Consider the following 17,808-nt stretch of genomic DNA (forward strand, 5'->3'; position numbering starts at 1 on the left):
GGACACGTAAGAAAGTTATTTCATGCTGACCCACACTAATTCACTTTGACGAGACTCCATTGCTGATTGGCTCCGCCATTATCGGCCCACTGAATAGTGGAGGCACCTGCGGTCAGAGACCCTTGATTGATGTCAACCGTCAGGCCACTGTTTCGATTGGCAAGTACCACATATCCTCCCACATCAATCGGCAGCCATTGCTGATTATTGCCCCCGTTATCCTGCCACTGAATCAGAGCGGCGCCGCCTTGTGTGGAACTTGAATTAACATCGAGCAAAAGCCCACTGCCCACATTGCGGATGTTGTAATATCCGTTGCCTGTAGACTCCAGCTTCCATTGCTGGTTGGCTGCTCCATTATCATTCCACTGAATGATCGTTGCTCCACCTGTAGTAGAAGCAGCGTTCACATCGAGTGCAAGTCCACTGTTGCGGTTGATTAATTTGTAGATGGCCCCGGCTTCATATCCTGTGCTGCCATTGTAAGATGCGCCGGAAATGACGTAAGTTGTGACCGAGTTAGCCTTGGCTGTAGCGGTAAAGGTTTTGTTTTGTACCGAAATATTGGTCAGTTGCTGCAACTTCTCTGTTGAAGAGGTCCGATATACTTGAGCAGACGTGCCTGTGTTCGTAAAGCGACTGAGATCATAAGAGACAGTTGTATCCGTCGATTCCGAATTGGTTGTGACCAGTACGACTTTGCCGGAAGCAGCATCATAGGCCGCAAGGGTATTGGCATCACTCATGCCGATAATCTTGTATCCGGGACGAATAAATTTGCTGTAATTACCCATGACATAATATTTTTGGTTCACGGTGTAGCTGGTCGTTTGCGTATTGTTCAGCACATTCTTGAAGAATCCCCATCCTTCTGCACTATCCACGGCTTGCCAATACACCCACGCACTTGCGCCCATATTGCGAATATCCTTGAGGATGGTACGTGACATGGTAAGTCCACTTGCATCCCCGTCCCCATATTCGGAGGTCCACAGATGTTTGCCCGCAGACGTTGCTGTGTTGCGCAAAGCAGTTCGATTACTCCCACCATACGTGTGTGTGTTGATCTGACTGATTGCCGATTTCACCGCGGTGCTGTAGCTGTTGAATGATACATTGGTATCATCGATACTATACTCTTCCGGTGCGCTCAGCTTTGTGGACAGGCCCTTCGCATTCAACGAAGCTTGTAATTGACTCAGAATCGTGTTCTGATCCGCCCGGTCAAAGTGCATGCCCTCCTGGTCATTGCCCTGCTTCCACCACGTCGAGATCGGTTCATTCAGCGGAGTTACGCTATCGAATGTGATCCCCCAGTTATCCCGGAAATGCTTCACGACCTCAGTCAGATAATCGGCAAAATCATCATAATAATCGGGCTTGAGGTTATTCCCTCCATTAGCTGCACCGGACACGCCCCCACTAATCGTCATCCAGTAAGGTGCGGAATTCGCAAAGGCTTCGATGACATTCACGCCTTGAGCTTTGGCAGCTTGCAGCATATAACGCTGGTTCGCATCTGCATTCCAGTCATACACGCCGGGAGAAGGCTGGTAGCCCGGAACGGCTTTGCGGTATTCGAGGATATTGGATGATGGATTATCCCCGCCTCCAATGTTGTACCGCAGGATGTTCAGACCAAGTCCGGTATTCGCGTTGAACATTTTCTCTACATACTCATCGCGATTGGAATATTCTCCAACCACCTTGCCCCACCATGCGAGAGATGTTCCCCAGCCTTCCATCGTCTGATATTGCTTCGATGGATCGGCAACAGCCGTGTAGGCTCCTGCGGCAGATACCTCTGTGCCCAAACCCAAACTCCCTGTTAGCAGACTTCCTGCCAGCAGCAACGAGCTCAATCGTTTTAACCACTTCATCCGCTTCACTCCTTATGAATTTACACTTGTACTCCGATGTCAGAACAACTTTCCGATCGCTGTTATCCCCAGATTTTTAATTATTCTTAAAAAGGGGAAAATCCGGAGATAGCGTATGCTTCGCTTCTTCAAGTTATTTCTGACCTCTCCGTTATCGTGTAAATGTATAGTTTAACTTAGAAAATAAACACCTATTATTGTGCAACCTCTCTGAAGGTCGCGTCTGACTTATCGAGTGCAGTAACGACAGCTTCCAATTTCAGCACATTATTATAATGTCTCAGGTAAAGGTTCGGATTACTAAACGAGGCATACGATGTCCAACTGGCGTTAGCAAGTCCATTTACACGTTGGAACGTGGCGTCATTTCGGAATGTAGCGCTGCCGTCATTTTTCACAAGTGTAATGTTGCCATTATTATTGCGCAGGAAATAACCTGGATAATTCATGGACTCAAATGAAATGCCTGTTGTATTCGCCAAACCTGGAACGATGCGGAATTGCGCATCCTCCGCTGGACTAACACTCGCATCAATCCGTGCCTGGTAGTTGTAGTGACGAATGAAGCTTCCCGGTACATTGAATGACTCCAGCTTGCGGATATCACCCGGTTGTCCGGACTCTTTCAATACGGTCATATGCCGGACGAGTCCGGTGAGACCCGCAATCTCCTGCTTGGCACCCCAAGTCTGGAAGTTGTCAGCAGAGTCGCTATAATAATATTTTTGTGTCGCATAGCCGTCAAAGTAGATTCGCCATGAACCATTATCCAACTGAACAAGCGCTGGACCTTCCACCCAAGAGCCCCATCCTGCCCAATCCCCTGTGCCTTTAAAAGTATAAGGACCGGTCAGCGAGGTGGATGTCGCATATTCAATGTATTTGGTGGTCTCGTTCTTGGTAAAGGCATGATAGGTTGATCCTGTCTTCACAATAAAGGTATCGATATAATTGGGAGCAATGCCTGCCAGTTCAGTAGGCGCGGACCATGAGGTAGACGTCAGATTGCTGCCTGAAGCGGTGATGACATAAGGTTTGAAATTCTCATAGTTGCCTGGTGAGAGGGACACGATAACGTTCAGACTTCCGTTGCTGTCTTTAAACCATTCTGGTGCCCAGGTGTGTGCAATCGTGGTTGGTGTGGATAAAGTAATGTTACGGACAAACGTCCAGTTTACCTTATCCGGGCTGGAGGCGATGCCGATGGTGTTCCCTGACCAATTCGTGGTGTAGACGACGTAATATAGACCATCTGTGTGCTTCATGATGCTGGGATCGCGGATCAGATCGGCCGGAGGTGTATAGGCTGGCCCTTTCAGCAAACCATAATGGGTCGCATTATAGGATTCGTAGATATACATATTGGACTCACTTGTGTTCGTAAAGGCGGATATCGTATAGACACTTGTTGCTGCTCTGGCTGTATTTGGGAATACCATGGTTAATAGAAGTAATGTTCCGAGCAGCAGAATCATTCCGGCCTTGAAACTGCTAGATCCACTTGCTCTGTCTTTCCTCTTCGTTAACATCAGGTCAGCTCCTTATGCATGAGTGATAAACATGCCAAAACCTTGTACCTTATTGTCAAAATAAAATAACTTGGGAGTAACCCCTGTGAGCAACACCTCTCGGCTGCCTGTTCGAATTCCAATTACATGAAGCATCACTCCCTTCACAGATCATGGATGAACATTCATTAATTATGTAAACGGTTACAAATAATGATGCTACAAGTGTTACAGTTGCCCATTCTACAGACCTGATCACCACAGTTCACCCATTCCCTTAGCCCAATTTACGCACAAGACTGAATCCGAAGATTCACGAACCCGGGTTATTTAGGCTAAGAAAATGAGGTGGTATGACTGCGGTAAAAGGTATATTTTTACGTTACGTGATGCTATTTTCGAGTCCTACTCCACGACAACCCATGGATAACGGGATAACTCATCCAGCAGGAATCGTACCCGTTCTGGTGTTCTGCCTTCTTCATCGAACAAAAGTAGTTCATTCTCTTCTTGTAGCCAGGCTACAGGAATCTTGTAATCCTCTTGCGGACCAATCTGCCAGTAACGACCCAGATGATGTCCGTTCAGGTGAATGGTTCCTTTGCTCATTCCCGTCAGGCGAAGCATCAGGTTCACTTTATGGTGCTCCGAAACCGTAGGCTTCGCAAAACGCCAGCGGTACCAGACCGGCTGACCGTACCACCCTTGGACTGGAACAAGGTTGGATACAGGTTGAGCCTTCTCACTTACCGTAGCACTTGAGATCCCATCATCCGAGGTAAGGGTCACCGGATTGGCACTCCAATTGCCACCTTCGGCGATAGCAGGCTGTGCCGCACGCTGTATTGACCCATGTACTCTACGATGGGACGCTCCTTGGGCTACCTCATAGCTCTCCCATTGTTGCGGAAGCAATGCGTCCGTGCCTGCCATACGCCAATCCTTCAGTTCTCCCTGACTCGAATACGTGATCAGTTCCAGTCTGTCCAGCGATGAACGACTATACGGCATTTCCAGTGTGTTCGTCTCTCCTGGCTTGATGTAGAGGGATATGTCTAGCGTCTGAAAAGCAAACCAGTCCTGATATCCTTCCATCGGAACTTCGGTGCCATTGATACGAAGACCTTTGCTCAAGGCACCCACGAGAATGGCCCGATCCATGCTATCCAGTGTAAAGCTTCTGCTCAGAAGTGGAGCCCCTTGGAGAGAATTCACCTCATCAAGATGAATAAGTCCACTCTCCGTACGCCAATCCCGACGAATATCTTGAACTTTACCAGCCAGATACACAGCACCAGCAAGACCTTTGCTCTCACCCAAATATGGAGAGAAGTTCAATCTGCCCATATGTTGCACCAGAATCTGAAGTCTGTTCTTCCCTTGGGCTACTTGTAACTGCACTCCTGCGGCGCCTACCTGACGCACTAATGCCTGCTGAACACCGTTAACGATAATTCTGGCAGTATCCTGGATATCCGGCAAAATGAGATTGGTGATTCCTTCCGTCGGACTCTCAAAGTCGCATTCATACAACAAATAACCAAAATCTTGTCCGTACCGGGAAAAGTCCTCCGGTTGTGCACTCGCCGAGCCCTGCTTCGCAGTTAACATAACACGTGACAGCTCCGGAGAAGCAGGCAATGTTGGCGCAATCGGCGCTGTCCATGAAGGTTGCTGTTGTCTTCCTTCATCAGACTCCTCGCCAGAAAGGAACTCACGACCTGTTAACGTCCGTTCTCCATCGGTCCAGTCACCAAGCAGCGTAATTGTGCGATCCGGATCCGTAATCATGCCCTTGACCTGACCAGATGACAACACGTCCACATCATCGAAGCCGATCGCATAACGTAGTCCCTTTTGGTCTGTTGCTTCCAATCGCCATGTTCGATTCATCATTTCTTGATCCAGAATGATGAAACGGATCGGTGTGCCGTTTGCTTCCAGTTGGATCGTTCCCGGCTCTTGGAAATGGAACAGATCGAAGCGATATACGTTCCTGGCTGAATCATGTTCGACCAGCACTTGCACGGTGCTACCCGTGACGTTCAATGCCCCTGCTTCCAGTTCAACAACAGAGCGCTGCCCCGCAGCGGCCACGATGAACAGGTTCAATTCTCCGTTTATCATTTCATTGCCCGTAATCATCGTACCCGCAGTCAGGTAAACATCTTGAGCAATCTGTACTCGATCCAGCAACGGAACAATCTGACCCGGATTCAGCGATACGGGAAGAGTACGGCCTTCTTCGAGCGTAATGTGCATCGTCTCACGTTCATCCTTGTGACTCTCCAAAAACCAGATCTTCTGGTTATCAGCCTGTCTGCCTCGTACGGATATGCCATCAGGATGACGTACAACGATCTGTTCTGCGGGAATCTCCTCTGTTTCCATGAGAAGTGCCCCAAATGCATGGACGAAATAGGACAGATTTTTGGTTACTGCATATTTCGGTGTCACCCGTCCATATTCGTTCAGGGGCGCATCATAGTCATAAGACGTAATCATGAAAATATCACTGCTGCCCATTGTTCTGCCGCCATATCCACCGAAGTTCGTGCCACCATAGAACATGTAGTGACTGATTCCGGTATACCCGGCACGCAGAATCTCCATGATACGTCTCTCCAGTAAAGGCGCTGTCTTCTGAATGGCCGAAGGCCCTCCCCAATTCTCGAACCATCCGGTCCAGAATTCCGTGACCATCTTCGGGGTGTTCGGCTGTTTGACTCGAAGTTTCTCGTAATGCCCGTCAGCACCTGACCAGAAATTAGCCCCTTCAATGGTGCCTTCCGCCCCGCCAACGCAAGTGATCAGCGTAGCGTCAATGCCACGTTGTAACAATCCATCCCTCAGCGTATTCATATGGTCACTTGCAGCTTCGTCATCCATCAGATACCCATATTCATTCTCCACCTGAACGAGAATGACCGTACCCCCGGCGGATAACTGGCGCTCCCGAATAATCGGCACAATCCGGTCAAAATACAGGTTCACATAGTGCAGATACGTCTCATTATTTTCCCTAAATTTCACGCCGTCCTTCGTACCAAGCCAGTACGGGAAACCACCAAAATCCCATTCCGCACAGATAAACGGACCTGGACGCGCGATAACCCACATACCCAATTCTGCGCACAAATCCAGAAACGCGCCGCAATCGTTGTCCCCTTCAAAGGACCACTGTCCTTCTTCCGGTTCATGCACATTCCACGCAAAGTAGGTGTCGATGCAGTTCATACCTGCCAGCTTCGCTTTCAGCAGAACCTCCCGCCATTCCTCCTTCGGCATGCGGAAATAATGGATCGTGGCACTGTTCAGAAATATACGCTCTCCGTTCAGGAAAAAACTGCGTGCATCGTACGTTAATTCGGATTGAACACCATTCTCAGCCCTGGCGATGTTCTTCTCCTGTTCCTGGAGCAAAAGGGATGCTTTCTCTGTCAAAGATATCCCCTCCTTCTCTTTATTTAAGTTCATATGTCCTATAACTCTTTTAAAAATATAAGGCGAAACAAATCCGTTGAACTAAAAGACAATCTACACTGGGACTACGATGACAGAGTAACCTTTCAATCGCTGTTATTACTTCGTCTGCAACGTCACGCCATCCAGTACAACCGTTGTGATGGAATTGTCTGCGGTAGGCACTTCAAGTCCGTTCGCATACACCGGGATGTCTTCAAGCTGTTCCATGTTCCGTTCCGGTGAAGTCTGATACACCTGAGCGGTGGCTGATTTTCCATACGTATACCCTTCCAGTTCAAACGCCGTTGTTCCCGCTGACAATTCATTACGAATTACCAGCACCAGTCTCTGACGTTCCGCGTCATAGGCAGCCAGCGTGCGTCCGCCATCGGTTGGAATAATTGTCGCGCCAGGACGAATGTACTTTGTAAACTGGGCCATACCATAATACTGTTTGGTCATCTCATACTGCTCTTCACCGTTAAAGTTCGCATGAATGAAGCCCCAGTTATTATTGGCACCTTCATCTTCAACGGCCTGCCAGTATACCCAGGCGGAAGGCTGCATGATTTTCAGATCAAACATGATCCGCTCTGCCAGCTCCTGAACTGAGGTCATATCCTCATGACTGTGCGGCTCGCTGCCACCTGTTCCGTACTCGGACATCCACAGCTTCTTGCCATGGCGTTCTGCCAATGTGCGCAGCTCTTCCATTTTGCTACCATTATAGGAGTGGGTATTGATCTGCTCGATTACGTCCAGCGTGTCCTCATCATAGAGATTGAAATTGAATACCGTCTCGTCAATGCTGTTATCGTCTGCGGCACTAATGACTGTTCCATCCAGTCCTTTGCTCTTCAACGATGCAGCGACTTTCTTGATAATCTCGGCCTGTTTCTCATTCGTAAAATGACTGCCTTCCTGCATATTGCCCTTCTTCCACCAATCGGAGGAAGGTTCATTGAGCGGATTCAATGTGCGGAAAGTGATCCCCCACTCGTCCCGATAATGCTTCACGACTTCAGTCAGATAATCGGCAAACGCATCATACTGATCATCACGCAGATTATTGCTACCATCCACGGCTCCGGTAACCGATCCACTGATCGTCATCCAGTAAGGTGGTGAATTGGAGAATGCTTCAGCAATGTTCACGCCGCGCTCCATCGAGCCCTGTAAAACAGCACGCTGACCTGCATCGGCATCCCAGTCCCACTCTCCAGGTTCAGGCTGGAAGCCAGGTACATCTCCGCCGGGACGAAGGGCTTTCATCTCCGGATTTTCCTCACCGCCGATATTGTAACGAACGATGTTCAGACCTAATCCTTTCTCCGGGTCAAAGACCAGATCCATCACTTCACTAACCTTCGCCTGATCCTTCCATCCGCCCAGATCGTTGGCCCACCAGGCAAGTGACGTGCCCCAGCCTTCAAAATGATCATAGGACTGATCCAGCTTCAGACGTACCGGTTCCTCTTGAAATACAAGTGTTTTGGATGATTCATTGGCAAAATGATTGATAACAATCCCTCCTCCTGCCAGCAGGGCAATCAGAGCGACACCCATGAGGATATAACTCCGTTTGCCTCTGCTGCGTTGTTCTTTATGCGCCATGGGCTATACAATCCTTTCTCCATGTACGTTGATTACTTGATTCCACTGCTTCCGCCGCTAATGTTGGCCTCATAGACATAACGCTGTCCGAACAGATATACCAGCACCATCGGAATGGTGAGGAACAGGGAAGCGATCATCACAAGGTTCCAAGGCGGCATCTGCCCACCACCTACCGTAGTCAACAGCTGCACGCCAAGTGCCAGCGGCATTTTTTCCGGATCATTGATATAGATGAGCGGCCCCATGAAGTTACCCCAGTTGTAGGAGAACGAGAAGATCGCAATGGCCGCCAGAATTGGATAAGTCAGTGGCATGATGATCTTCCAGTAGATTCCCGGGTGCCCCATACCGTCGATCATGGCGGCTTCATCCAGTGATTTTGGAATACTCATGACGAACTGCCGAATCAGGAATACGTTGAACGCCCCGGCGAAGAAACTCGGTACGATCAGCGGGTAAAATGTATTAATCCAGTCCAGATGACGGAAGATGATGAACTGCGGTACCATCGTCACCTCACCCGGAATCATCATCGTACTGAGCAACACAATAAACAGGAAACGGCTGCCTTTTGCCTTGATTCGGGCAAAGCCGTAGGATACGATCGAAGCTGATAATACCGATCCGACAATCGTAAAGACGGTAATGATGACCGAGTTTTTGAGATACGTGCCAAGATTGTTATTCGTGAAGATGGTATAAAAGTTCGACCATTGGAACTCCATTGGAACGAAGGTAAAGGCTGATTTGACGGTTGTTGCGTCACTTGCCAGTGCAATGGAGATCATGTACAGGAAAGGCGAAGCAAGCAGCACCCCGACCAGAATCAGAAAAATGTAGGATATCGTCTTCTCCACAGTCGATGGATTACTCATTGGCTTTTCCCTCCTCGTAGTGCACCCATAGCGCCGATGAACGGAATACAACGAGTGTCAACGCCATGATGATGATGAATAGTACCCAGGCAATCGCCGATGCATATCCCATTTTGTAGAATTGGAACGCATTCTGGAACAAGTAGGGAACAACCATCTGGCTTGCATTGTCAGGTCCCCCGGCAGTGACGATAAATACCTGCGCGAAGGTCTGGAGAGCTCCAATCATGCCGGTGACGAGATTGAAGAATATGACGGGCGTTAGCATTGGAAATGTAATATGGAAGAACGATTGTGTACTTTTCGCCCCATCGATGGCAGCGGCCTCGTACAATTCCTGCGGTATTCCTTTCATACCTGCAAGCAGTAATACCACGCCACCACCCACACCCCATAAGGACATGAGAATCAAGGCAGGCTTAACCCAGTTGGGATCAAGTAGCCAGGCAGGACCTTGAATACCAAAGATCGCAAGTGCCTGGTTGATCAATCCTTCCGTCGGTGCAAGCAAGTGGATGAAGAGCAATGAACTCGCAACCACAGGAACGACGGAAGGCAGATAGAACAGAATACGGAAGAAGGTAATACCTTTGATCTTCTTGTTCAGGTAATAAGCAATCCAGAGCGATATCGACATGCCCAGTGGGATGGATATCAACGCATAGAAGAAGGTATTGCCGACGGATTTCCAGAAGATTGGATCATCGGTCAGTAGTGTTTTGTAATTGTCGATACCAATGAATTCAGGGGACTGGAACAGATCCCAATTCGTGAAGCTCATATAGATGGAAAACAGGATCGGACCCAGGGTCAACCCCAGAAACCCGATCAGCCAAGGCGAGATGAAGATGTAGAACCATTTCCCGTCCTTTTTTCTCACGTTAAGCCCTCCCATGACGCAGAGAGCAGATGAAACCCGCATTCACGCCGAATTCCACCTGTCCTCCTGTCGCTGCTATTTGTGCATGTTCATAACAACCTCTATTTGTAGAGTCTTTCCAGTCCACTCTGAATTTCAGTTACGGTATCATCAAGCGAGGCTTTGTTGTTGAAATACACACCCAGCTTATCGTTAATGAGCTTCATCATTTCGTTCCATTGCGGGTTGAACGGTTCTGCATAGATCGTCGATTCACTGAACGCAGCCATGTTGATTTTCTTACCGCCATATTCGGCATTCAGGAATTCATCACTGGACAGACCCGCTTTGGTTGCAGGAGCATCCTGACCGGCTTTGACCATTGGCATCTGTGCTTCAGGTGTGGTCAGTGCTTCAATTACTTTGAATGCTTCTTCCTTGTGTTTGGAAGCGTTGGTAATCGTTAACCCGTTAAAGAATGCGTTCGTTTCGCCCCATACCGGAGAGATGTCCCAGTTGATGCCTTCCACCTTGGCAAGTGAACCGATGTTCCAGAACCCTGTCGTTTCCATGGCGATCTTGCCTTGCGCGAACAGCGGATCAGCTCCGATATTCCCCATGTCGGCAATCTCGGTTGGCGTTGGCCCCGCACCGTGTGTGAAGGTCAGGTCATTCATGAATTGCAGTGCTTTCCGCACAGGCTCTGTATTAAAGGTCGGTTTACCGCTCTCATCAAATATCGAGCCACCGTTCTGGTATATCAGTTGCATCCACTGCGGCCACCAGCTGCCCGGGTAGTAACCCCATTGCGTCGTTTTGCCATTCTCCTTGACTGTCAGCTTCTGAGCTGCCGCCATCAGGTCGTCCTGCGTCCAATCTTTGGTTGGGTATTCCACCCCAGCCTTGTCGAACAGATCTTTGTTATAAAAGAGGACCATAGCGCCTGCCCGATCCGGCAAACCGAATTGTTTGCCATCGTATTTCATCAGGTTTGCAATATCATCGGAATAACGCTCGGACATGTTCACATTGTTCGCCTGAATCATGTCATCCAGCGGTATAATCTGATTCTTGGAGGCGTAAGCCTGATAGTTCTCGGCAATCATCATGATATCCGGCGCCGTTCCACCGGCGATCATCGTCTGTACCTTCTGGTCATAATCCCCTGCAACCACGTTCAGCTTCACGTTAATATCGGGATACGTCTGTTTCACAATGTCGAGTCGCTCCTGATAAATCTTCTTCTCATCCTCCGAGCCCCAGATCGTCATGCTCAAATCAACCTTGCCACCAGACTCGCCGGAAGAACCGTTTTTGCTCCCGCTGCTACAAGCTGTAAGTCCCATTACCATGACCAGCATCAATAACGAAATGACCTTAAGACTTCTTCTCATACGTTACGCCCCCTTGATATAATGAATGGATGACTACACTGAAACCCGTTTCATGAAATGGGTTTCATTAAGCTGAAACATAAAACCCGTTCCACTTTATGAAAGGGGTTTCATTCACGCACTCATTATATTTCACCCTTCAAGGAAATGTCAACGCTTTCTTTTCCAATTACAGGGCCCCTTATCTTGCAGCAGGTCCTGTACTTTGACGCACAATTAGCTCCGGTTGCAGAATGATCTGCTTCTTCGGTTTGCCTTGATTAATCAGCTCATGCAGCACGTCCACAGCCTGTTTGCCAAGCTGATACGTGTTCTGGGATACGGTTGTCAGTTCCGGTATAACGGCACTGGCGAGCGGCGTGTCATCGAAACCCACAATGGATATATCCTTCGGAATCGAGAGCCCATGCTCAATCGTCGACTTGATGGCACCAATCGCCGTGTTATCATTCACGCAGATGACTGCAGTTGGCGGATTGTCACGATCCAGCAATTTGGACATCTCTCGTTTACCATCGTCGATGGAGAAGCTGCCGAGCAGTTGCCGTTCTTTTGGTATTTCCAGCCCATGTTCGCGAAGTTTCTTCTGCACAGCTCTGACCTTGACCATGGTGGTGGACAACTCTTTCAACCCGCCGACAAAGGCGATATCGCGATGCCCCAATTCAAGCAGATGCTCAGCTACAAGGGCTGCCCCTGCCCCTTCATCCGTGTACACCCGGTGGAACCCGCCTTTGGCGATATTGCCATTAACCAGCACGATTGGCATACGTTTGCCCATATCAATCAATTCCTGAGCCATGTCATCCGGACAGACCTGCATGTTGATTCGCCCGCCGAGAAAAATAATCCCGTCTACCCGCTTCTCTCGCAGGATGGACAAATATTCAGATTCCCTGTTGTAGTCGCCTGCGGTATTGCACAGAAAGAAGGTATACCCCAATCCGCGAGCCTCATTCTCCGCGCCCCAGAACACTTCCGGAAAGAAGGGATTGGTAATGTCCGGCAGGATGATAGCAATGGTACCCGTTTCTTTCTTGATCAGACTGCGCGCCTGCGCGTTGGGCTGAAACTGGTGTTTTTCGATGATGGACATAATCTTCTCTCGGGTGCTTGCACGCACTGGTGCCGTGTCATTCAGCACCCGGGAGACCGTCGCGACAGATACGTTTGCTTCCTTGGCGATGTCATATATAGTGATCGGTGTCATAGCGGAACCTTCCTTTTTCTCTAATTTTCCCTATTTTCCCTGCTTATCATACCAGATAAGGAATGGTGATGAAATGGGTTTCAGTGACGGGCGAATGATTTCACACTGGACCAATAGAAGTTCCGGATTTGACATTCATACGTGAATTGTTCGATGCATTACTCATTAGCGTCATTATTTTCACAGGACATGTTTGCTTTTCTTTATTTCCCCTTCTAATCTGCGTTTATGGTCCATATATTAAATTGTAAGCGAATTCATTGGGATTAGAGGAGTGTGAACGACGTCATGATCATTCAAGTCAGTCCGCTGGCAGAAGCAAGACTTACTGAAAAGCTGGGAGATCGACCAGGCTATTTCAAATTGTTTTATGATACCGATGGATGCGGTTGTGACGGAATTGCGGTACTTCTGATCTTGAACGAGCCGGATAGCGATGATGTTACCGTAGAAGCCGGTTCGCTTCCCTTTGTAATCAACAAACAGCAGCAGATATACTTCGAACCCTGCCTGCGTCTGCAATCCGAGCACAGTTTCCCTTCGTTTCGACTAAGTAGTGATTCCATGATCTATGGCAGTAATGTTAAAGTCCATGATCTACGAGATACCGCAGACGTAGCCCCACAACCCACTGGATGGTTTGTACGATAAACGTTTAATTTGCACTATAATCAAAACCTCCCAATCCCACGTTTTCTGCGGGACGGGAGGTTTTTTATCAATTTTAATGAGTTCATTAGGCATTATGTTCGTAAACATTTCATGTTAGCTAACGTTTGCTGTCAGTTCAATTTCACTAAGATTACTTCACAAGAATTCCAATCGGATTCATGGTTATAGAGACATCTGCGGTCATATCTACAAAGAGATTTTGTTTCCCTTTCTTGGTTACCATAAATTCATCTTCAACCTCAACCACTTGACCTGATTTAAACTCAGTTACATATCCCACATCCGCATAATTACGCTCTTCGTCACTACCGGAGAAGGAGAAACGAATTATAGGTTTTCCATGGAAAACTTCAACGGATTTACTACCTGTATATTTTAGAGTTCCTTTTACTTTCATTGCCTCACCAGTATCTAAAACAGTTGGTGTTGTTACTTCGAGAACAAAATCAGATGCTATTACACGTTCAGTAACCGTATCTTCATTTTTTTCGGTTGATGAACACCCAGCTATTATCATGGATACCACTAATACCAACATTAAGATGCTATTACTCATTTTATTAATTTCATATCACCTCTCTCCTACTCTAACGAATGATACATAAAGAGGGTTGCTCAATTTGTTCATTAATTTAATTTCCCTGAACTATCGCTGAGCATAGAAAGGAGACCTGAGATGATTCGCTGAAAGCCTTAATTTTATACATCAAAAAGGGTTTTATTTATTTATTTATTTATGTTAGTTTACAGCCCCCCCTTTTAATTAGAGCGTCTCAACCAATTTCTGAATCTTTGAATGGGAAATTAAATATATAGGACCCATTATTTCTATTTTGCCATCCTTTACACGTATAGCGCTCTCCTGTTCTGACGCATAAACATCAATCTCTTCTGACAAGGGAAATAGGTAGCCTTGAACAAACGTGGCGTAGTCGCGTTGAGAATGGGATTCGTAGGCAAAATGATCAAAGCCTATACCATCATAAATAGTACTTGTTTCAACTTCATCAGTGTTATTCGAGCTTAACCATTTTGAAGCCATGTTTAATGCACCTGCGCTAGCGCCCATGATAACGGCATTGCTGTTCTTAATCGCATCCGATAATTCATAATCCACCATAAAATCGTTCTGCAGAGCAGGATATCCACCACATAAAAAAATTACAGAAGCGTTCTGAATGGATCGCTGGGCATCTTCCTTCTGCGTGCGGTAATCAATGAAATGATATTCATCAAAAATAATGTTAGCCTGATTCAACCATGTCCATTCAGAAATATCATCAAAGTTAACTTGCTCATCTGTATAACCGGATGGGTCAGCGCTAATCATAACAAGCGATTTTCTGTCTTGTATATCCTCCTGTAAATAATGGACCAGCTTCTCTGGAAAATAATGATTAAACCAACTGAAATAGTAGTGAGTACTCAAACTTAATTACCTCCATATGTATTCTTTATATACTTCCATTCTTCAGTCATTACGTTTAAAAACCGTTGTACACTTTATAAATAACCCCTTATACTTACATAATATAGAATAAAATTACAAGTACTATGTTACCACTTTATCTGTCCGTCAGCTGAACAAAAGCAGCCGATCAGGTTGATCGGCTATTAACAAATGACGACTGCTTCCTTTTTTTGATAAATTTATTCCTGGGAATCGCTTTTTACAAAGTAATTACCGTGAGAAAAAATCTGTTTGGTATCAGCAGTTAAATGATCTAAGTTATCAACCGTTTCCTCCTCGGAAATGAAGGGGTCTTTCTCGGTTACCCTATTAAATGTTCCAAAAGAAGTCGTTATACCACTGACATTTTCTAGAGTTCTATTCATTTCCTCTTCTGATAATTGTACTGCAGGACCAAAATCCGGATAGTTTGGGTTATCCGCTTTAGCATCATCATAATAATTACTCGCATAAATACTTAAAGCAGTCACTGCCGAAACAGTCATTATTAATGCCGTACTGATAAAGAATTTTTTCATTGGAGGTCACTCCTCAATCGTTTCTATAATGTGTGTGCATTCATAAAACAACTACTGATCTGTATACTGCAAAGCGTGAATCGGTGTACCTTTAGTAACTTCGCCTGTTAATGTATTGATTTCTAGTGGCTCTACTAAAACCTTCCATCCATTTTCGCTTTTGAAAATTTTATACGGGAGTGGTGGTGACTGTTCGTAGCCTTGTCCTGCATACTTTTGAACTACATAAAGTTGAACTTCATCCTTGTTGATTTGTTTGCTCTCCACAATTTCATACCATAATAGAACCAGCAACAACACTGGCAAGTAAAAGCGATACTAATCCTTTTCGTTTCATGGATTGAGAACTCCTTTTTAGTGATAGCGTTGGTAATAGTGATCAAATTTTCTTTAGATCTACTTAGTATAACGCATTGAATTATTGGAAAGTTTTTATATTTATGAGAAATGTGTTTACATCTATCTTTTAGCCGCTTTATCCAAACTCTTCTTTACGCCCAACCCACTTAATGTTAGATTTTATAACATATCAATATGAAAGCGGTGGGTTGAAGATGGATCTGCAACAGTTATTGACTATCCCCATTCTATCCAAAGCAAAGGTTATTGCCGGGCATCGTGGCCTTGATCGCTTGGTGCAATCGATTAATATTATGGACGCACCAGATATTGTACAATTCCTGAAGCCGGGAGATATGCTGCTGACGAACGGTTATATCCTGAAAGACCGCCCCGATGCTCATCTTGCATTCATTACAGACATGCATGCCATTGGTTGTGCAGCGCTTGCTGTCAAGACTCAGCGTTTCTCTCTTGAATTAGCTCCGCAACTGCTTGAAACAGCCAACAGGCTAGGCTTCCCGATCATCGAACTGTCTGAGATAGACAATACACTCGGTGAGATATTTCAACATTCGATCAGTGCCATCCTTCAGAACAAAACCCATGAGCTACATTATGCCTTGTCTATTCACAAGCAATTTTCCACGATGGTTATGCAGGGAAAAGGCATCCCCTCCATCGTAGATACGTTGTCTCAATTGCTATCTTCACCTGTACTTCTGCTTGGTTCGAAGAAGCAGATCACGGCAAGCTCCCATTATGCACGACAGATGGATCACCAGTCTTTCGCCGCGCCCTTGCTGACATTTATAGATGAGCACCCTTCCATCCATACTGCAATCTCGATCTGCCTGCTTACTGCTGATAAATATAGACATGCCGAGCTTCATCCCATCTTCACGGATCGTCACGAAGGCTATTTGATCGCACTATACGACAGTTCCACAACCTCTAAGCTCTCCACTCTGGCACTGGAGCAAGCGGTCAATGTGATCGGTCTGGAGTTAACCAAGAAACAAGCGGTCAAGGAGCGTTCCCGCCGGTACAAAAATGAATACTTCTCCGATCTCATTCAAGGCTTCATTCGTTCGGAACAAGAAGCGCTGCACCGCGGCAAGAAATATGGGCTGCAAGCAAAAGGAAGTTCCGTTCTGATCATCGCCAAAAAGGATGAATCCTTAGCGGGCATACCTAAGCAGAACTCTACTTCCTCCGGGGAAGAGCGGTTCATCTCGGAACGAGACGCTAATTACGAGTTGATTAAACAGGAATTCGCCAGATTGGATCTCTCCTTTGTCATGTTCACGAAGAACGACCAGTTCGGCATACTCGTCTTTTTGGCCGAATCGTCTTGGGACGAACACACCGTTGTTCAGCAGCTTGAGCGGATGGCGAACAATCTGTATTCGGAGTCGCAGCTCAGCCTATCCTTCGGAATAGGTAATCCCTACACCAATGTATTGGATATTGGACTCTCCTATAAAGAAGCAGTCAAGGCCCTCCAATCCGGCTATCAGATGCGAAAGACACGCTTCGCTCACTCCTATCAAACTATGGATATAAGCCGTCTGCTGCGCATGATTCCTTACGATGAGATGCTGCAATTCCATCAAGAAACCTTTAAGCCCTTCAACGACCGAGATCCAAACGAGCGCAACGAGCTTATGAAAACCTTGTCCTCCTTCTATGAGAATCATTGCCAGATCGTCGATACAGCCAAAGAGCTGTTCGTACATCGTAATACAGTGATCTATAGGTTGGAGAAATGCGAGAAACTAACCGGCAGGAACATCAAGGACCCGATGGAGAGCCTGCGCTTCCGACTTGCCTTCGCACTTGAGTCCCTTCTGAATGTTAATCCAGCCCCTAGCGAAGCTAATCATACGTCTTAAACCGAGAACGTGTCATGTATAATGACACGTTCTTTTATTTTCTTTTCCCAGTCCGAACTCATTTGTGCATTTTAACTGATTTAATTCTATTTTTATGTTCAGAGT

The 17,808-nt window shown here is 46.7% G+C and carries 14 protein-coding genes; 2 read left to right on the plus strand and 12 right to left on the minus strand.

All coding sequences use genetic code 11. The features are described from left to right. Positions 1 to 35: 35 nt before the first annotated feature. From NYE45_RS22145 to NYE45_RS22180, 8 genes are all read right to left on the minus strand, one after another. On the minus strand, positions 36 to 1,880 hold the full coding sequence (locus NYE45_RS22145) for an RICIN domain-containing protein (RefSeq protein ID WP_340014021.1): 1,845 nt from the start codon (positions 1,878 to 1,880) through the stop codon (positions 36 to 38). Positions 1,881 to 2,074: 194 nt separating this feature from the next. Then, the gene (locus tag NYE45_RS22150) at positions 2,075 to 3,409 is read right to left on the minus strand and encodes a glycoside hydrolase family 43 protein (RefSeq protein ID WP_340014022.1); all 1,335 of its coding nucleotides are present in this window, start codon (positions 3,407 to 3,409) and stop codon (positions 2,075 to 2,077) included. Between the two features lie 384 nt (positions 3,410 to 3,793). Beyond that, positions 3,794 to 6,832: a beta-galactosidase gene (locus NYE45_RS22155; RefSeq protein ID WP_340014023.1), complete on the minus strand. Its 3,039-nt coding sequence runs from the start codon at positions 6,830 to 6,832 to the stop codon at positions 3,794 to 3,796. Positions 6,833 to 6,970: 138 nt separating this feature from the next. Continuing rightward, the gene (locus tag NYE45_RS22160; protein ID WP_340014024.1) at positions 6,971 to 8,467 is read right to left on the minus strand and encodes a glycoside hydrolase; all 1,497 of its coding nucleotides are present in this window, start codon (positions 8,465 to 8,467) and stop codon (positions 6,971 to 6,973) included. Positions 8,468 to 8,499: 32 nt separating this feature from the next. Beyond that, on the minus strand, positions 8,500 to 9,345 hold the full coding sequence (locus NYE45_RS22165; RefSeq protein WP_017687022.1) for a carbohydrate ABC transporter permease: 846 nt from the start codon (positions 9,343 to 9,345) through the stop codon (positions 8,500 to 8,502). After that, positions 9,338 to 10,225, minus strand: coding sequence for a sugar ABC transporter permease (locus tag NYE45_RS22170; protein ID WP_278298694.1), 888 nt, complete (start codon positions 10,223 to 10,225; stop codon positions 9,338 to 9,340). Before NYE45_RS22170 ends, NYE45_RS22165 begins: the two co-directional genes overlap by 8 nt. 101 nt (positions 10,226 to 10,326) lie before the next feature. Further along, the gene (locus NYE45_RS22175; protein ID WP_340014025.1) at positions 10,327 to 11,598 is read right to left on the minus strand and encodes a sugar ABC transporter substrate-binding protein; all 1,272 of its coding nucleotides are present in this window, start codon (positions 11,596 to 11,598) and stop codon (positions 10,327 to 10,329) included. A 181-nt stretch (positions 11,599 to 11,779) separates the two neighbouring features. Next, positions 11,780 to 12,808, minus strand: a complete 1,029-nt coding sequence (locus NYE45_RS22180; RefSeq protein WP_062835738.1) for a LacI family DNA-binding transcriptional regulator — start codon at positions 12,806 to 12,808, stop codon at positions 11,780 to 11,782. Between the two features lie 288 nt (positions 12,809 to 13,096). Between NYE45_RS22180 and NYE45_RS22185 the strand changes: the two genes are divergently transcribed. Next, positions 13,097 to 13,459 (plus strand): iron-sulfur cluster biosynthesis family protein, encoded by a 363-nt coding sequence (locus tag NYE45_RS22185; protein WP_124115825.1) that lies wholly within the window; start codon positions 13,097 to 13,099, stop codon positions 13,457 to 13,459. 151 nt (positions 13,460 to 13,610) lie between these two features. On the opposite strand, the gene NYE45_RS22190 is transcribed toward NYE45_RS22185, so the two are convergent. From NYE45_RS22190 to NYE45_RS22205, 4 genes are all read right to left on the minus strand, one after another. After that, the gene (locus tag NYE45_RS22190; RefSeq protein ID WP_340014026.1) at positions 13,611 to 14,036 is read right to left on the minus strand and encodes a hypothetical protein; all 426 of its coding nucleotides are present in this window, start codon (positions 14,034 to 14,036) and stop codon (positions 13,611 to 13,613) included. Positions 14,037 to 14,243: 207 nt separating this feature from the next. Continuing rightward, a complete protein-coding gene (locus NYE45_RS22195; RefSeq protein WP_340014027.1) occupies positions 14,244 to 14,909 on the minus strand; it encodes a cyanophycinase in 666 nt (221 codons plus the stop codon). A 221-nt stretch (positions 14,910 to 15,130) separates the two neighbouring features. Further along, positions 15,131 to 15,469: a hypothetical protein gene (locus NYE45_RS22200; RefSeq protein WP_340014029.1), complete on the minus strand. Its 339-nt coding sequence runs from the start codon at positions 15,467 to 15,469 to the stop codon at positions 15,131 to 15,133. Positions 15,470 to 15,520: 51 nt separating this feature from the next. Further along, positions 15,521 to 15,769 (minus strand): hypothetical protein, encoded by a 249-nt coding sequence (locus NYE45_RS22205; protein ID WP_340014030.1) that lies wholly within the window; start codon positions 15,767 to 15,769, stop codon positions 15,521 to 15,523. A 254-nt stretch (positions 15,770 to 16,023) separates the two neighbouring features. Between NYE45_RS22205 and NYE45_RS22210 the strand changes: the two genes are divergently transcribed. After that, positions 16,024 to 17,703, plus strand: coding sequence for a PucR family transcriptional regulator ligand-binding domain-containing protein (locus tag NYE45_RS22210; RefSeq protein ID WP_340014031.1), 1,680 nt, complete (start codon positions 16,024 to 16,026; stop codon positions 17,701 to 17,703). Positions 17,704 to 17,808: the final 105 nt, after the last annotated feature.

The sequence above is a fragment of the Paenibacillus sp. FSL K6-1318 genome, assembly GCF_037976905.1.
GTDB classification, from domain to species: Bacteria; Bacillota; Bacilli; order Paenibacillales; family Paenibacillaceae; genus Paenibacillus; species Paenibacillus amylolyticus_A.